Origin of the sequence: Vibrio sp. V10_P2A27P122 (genome assembly GCF_963874335.1) — a bacterium.
In the GTDB taxonomy this organism is placed as follows: domain Bacteria; phylum Pseudomonadota; class Gammaproteobacteria; order Enterobacterales; family Vibrionaceae; genus Vibrio; species Vibrio anguillarum.
This window is the reverse complement of sequence record NZ_CAWNHY010000187.1, coordinates 1-2,798: the sequence shown is the minus strand read 5'-3', so window position 1 is coordinate 2,798 and position 2,798 is coordinate 1. Positions and strand designations below refer to the sequence as shown.

At 43.2% G+C, this 2,798-nt stretch carries 3 protein-coding genes; 1 reads left to right on the top strand and 2 read right to left on the bottom strand.

The window, feature by feature from the left end:
* The first annotated feature begins 315 nt into the window (after window positions 1-315).
* Complete coding sequence (locus AACQ17_RS08265) at window positions 316-567, top strand: hypothetical protein (protein ID WP_094167744.1); 252 nt, start codon at window positions 316-318, stop codon at window positions 565-567.
* Between the two features lie 37 nt (window positions 568-604).
* On the opposite strand, the gene AACQ17_RS08260 is transcribed toward AACQ17_RS08265, so the two are convergent.
* On the bottom strand, window positions 605-1,639 hold the full coding sequence (locus AACQ17_RS08260; RefSeq protein WP_094167743.1) for an NADP(H)-dependent aldo-keto reductase: 1,035 nt from the start codon (window positions 1,637-1,639) through the stop codon (window positions 605-607).
* A 134-nt stretch (window positions 1,640-1,773) separates the two neighbouring features.
* Window positions 1,774-2,439, bottom strand: a complete 666-nt coding sequence (mutH, locus tag AACQ17_RS08255; RefSeq protein WP_026028083.1) for a DNA mismatch repair endonuclease MutH — start codon at window positions 2,437-2,439, stop codon at window positions 1,774-1,776.
* Window positions 2,440-2,798 lie beyond the last annotated feature (359 nt).

Here is a 2,798-nt window from a genome sequence, read left to right as displayed (position 1 = left end):
GTTGCATAGAATTTAACCGTGAGCCGTGCTCACACGCTCATTTCACTTTGGATTAACTATTTGCTTGGAGGCGCAACATGAATCATTTCGTTTTTGTTCATACTGTTCGCGTTTCTATCGATCTTACTGCGCCTAAATCGTCTCTTACTACAGACGCCTGTCGTATGTTTGATGATAAAAAAGGCACCGATTTTTAGTTAATCCGTAACCTTGAGATAGGCTGCGGAAAAATGGCAGCTTATCAAAGTGTTGATCCACCTTGTTCGCCCCCATTTTTCCAGCCGTCAACGTTTAGTTTACTACTGGAGAATACTCATGCGTCATTCAATTTATTTACAACTTGCTACTTTACTGGTCCGTGCTGATTTACGCCGTGAAGAGAGTCAATGGCAACGAAATGTTCGCCGTCATGCTTTTGAGCTGCCTTTTAATAGCCAACACTTGCTTAAAGATATTGGTTTAGAAAGTGATGGACGCGTTATTGGCGTTTCAGTCCCTGACTCAATTAAAGCTGAACGTCATATTCGTCATCTTCGCCGTGTGTTAAGCATGCGAATAACAACGTAAAATGAGGGGCTAGTGGCTTCGCTAGCCCCGAAGATATCTACGGACAAGGGTTGGAGTAAGTCGTCCCAATCTCTTGAATTTTAAGAAGTAATTCATTACTGAGTACGACATCTAAACTATCGATATTTGTTTTCAACTGCTCTAGGTTTGTCGCGCCAATGATATTGGATGCGACAAACGGACGTTGATTGACAAACGCCAACGCCATCTGTGCTGGATTAAGGCCATACTGGTTAGCAAGCTCAACATAAGCGTGAGTGGCTTGTACACCTTGCGCCGTAAAATAGCGAGAAAAGCGTTCAAATAGGCTGCACCGAGCACCGTCAGGTCTTGCGCCATTTAAATATTTACCACTCAGGCAACCAAACGCCAGTGGCGAGTAAGCCAGCAGTTGAACACCTTCGAAGTGGCTAATCTCAGATAAGCCAATTTCAAAGCTGCGATTCAGTAAATTATAAGGGTTTTGGATAGAGACAATTCTTGCTAGATCGTGTTTTTCTGCCAATTTTAGCAACGTCATCACACCCCACGGGGTATCATTTGACACACCGATGTAACGCACTTTTCCAGCCTTGACGAGATCATTAAGCGCTTCGAGCGTTTCGATTAAAGTGACTTCTTCTTGCTGATCAGGATAAGGGTAGTTAAGTTGGCCGAACATGTTCGTTTGGCGTTGAGGCCAATGTAATTGATACAAATCGACATAGTCTGTTTTTAAGCGTCTTAAACTATCATCAATCGCTAAATGAATGTTGCGTCTATCGAGTGACATCTTTTCGCGGATGTGAGGCACGTTACGCGGGCCTGCCACTTTAGTCGCTAACACCACTTTTTCACGTTTACCTGATTTTTCTAACCAGTTGCCAATATAGCTTTCGGTCAGACCTTGGGTTTTACCGTTGGGGGGAACTGGGTACATTTCCGCAGTATCGATGAAATTCACACCTTGGTCTAAGGCGTAATCGAGCTGCTCAAAGGCTTGTTGTTGGCTATTTTGTTCACCAAAAGTCATGGTACCTAAGCAGATCTTGCTCACTTCCAGTGTGGAATGAGGCAGTTTGGTGTATTGCATATTCCTTCCTTGATGCTCTCGCTGGTGGAGTGTGTGACGTTTTTACTATAAGCGAAGATGGCAGTGAAACGGAAACGAATTGTGCAGTGAAAGATCAAACGGTTACGTTTTTTCATGAGCAATAACGAGCACTTTTAAATAAAGTGTTGCTCAAGAATGCTCGCGGTAAATTGAGTTCGAAGATAAAAGCCTCGTGGCAGGGTTTTGATAGGTTTGCCATTAGCACCGTAGGCTTCGGTTAATGCTCGCCCGTTTGCCGCTTTTGGCCTGAGCTGTAATACTTCACCGTGCTTAGCGGTGATCTGCTCAACTTTGCCAAGAACGATGAACTCCATCAGTTCTTCCCAATCATTTTTGAGCTGCTGTTCTTGTGCAGGAGAAGGGCTCCATAGCAATGGCGATCCGACATGGCGCTGGGCTAGGGGGATCTCTCGCTCACCCTCTATTGGGATCCACAGTACTCGAGAGAGTTTATTTCGCACGTGGCTTTGCTCCCATGTTAAACCATGAACACCGGTGAGTGGGGCCACACACACAAACGTTGTTTCGAGCGGTTTTCCAGTGTAACTGATTGGAATACTTTTGAGCTCGATACCTAATTGCTCGAAATCTTGCTGAGGTTTGCTGCCTGCTGTTGCACCCAAATGCCACTCTAATAGCTGACCGACCCATCCTTTATCTTTTTTTAAGTCAGGGGGCACGGTCATCTTGGCTTCTTCGGCCAGTTGACTAAAGCTTAAGCCTGCAATGTCTTGGGCTCTAAGCATTAATTCATGTTCAGTTTTAGGTGCAGGTTTCATGATACTTTGAATGATAAAAACGCGATTGTAGCAAATTCTTATACACAATGTGCTGTCGTTTCTTTTGCTTAAAAGATCATCGCAATTCAAGTTATCCACAGGTTGATCGGGAAAATATTCCATTTTTTGTTTGTCTGTATGCATTTACAGGGTTTTTCTTGAGAGAGTGGGCCTCTTAATCAGTAAATCTGATTTCTACTAGAGTGGGGGTGTGGATAACGAGCTAATTGGTGGATCTTTGAGCATGTTGTGAAAGGATCAATTTTTTGTTAATCGCAACGTAATGTGAATAATGGAAGATCCAATTAATTCATTGTTTTTAATGTATTTAATTTATTATTATCTTTTTTATATTGGTC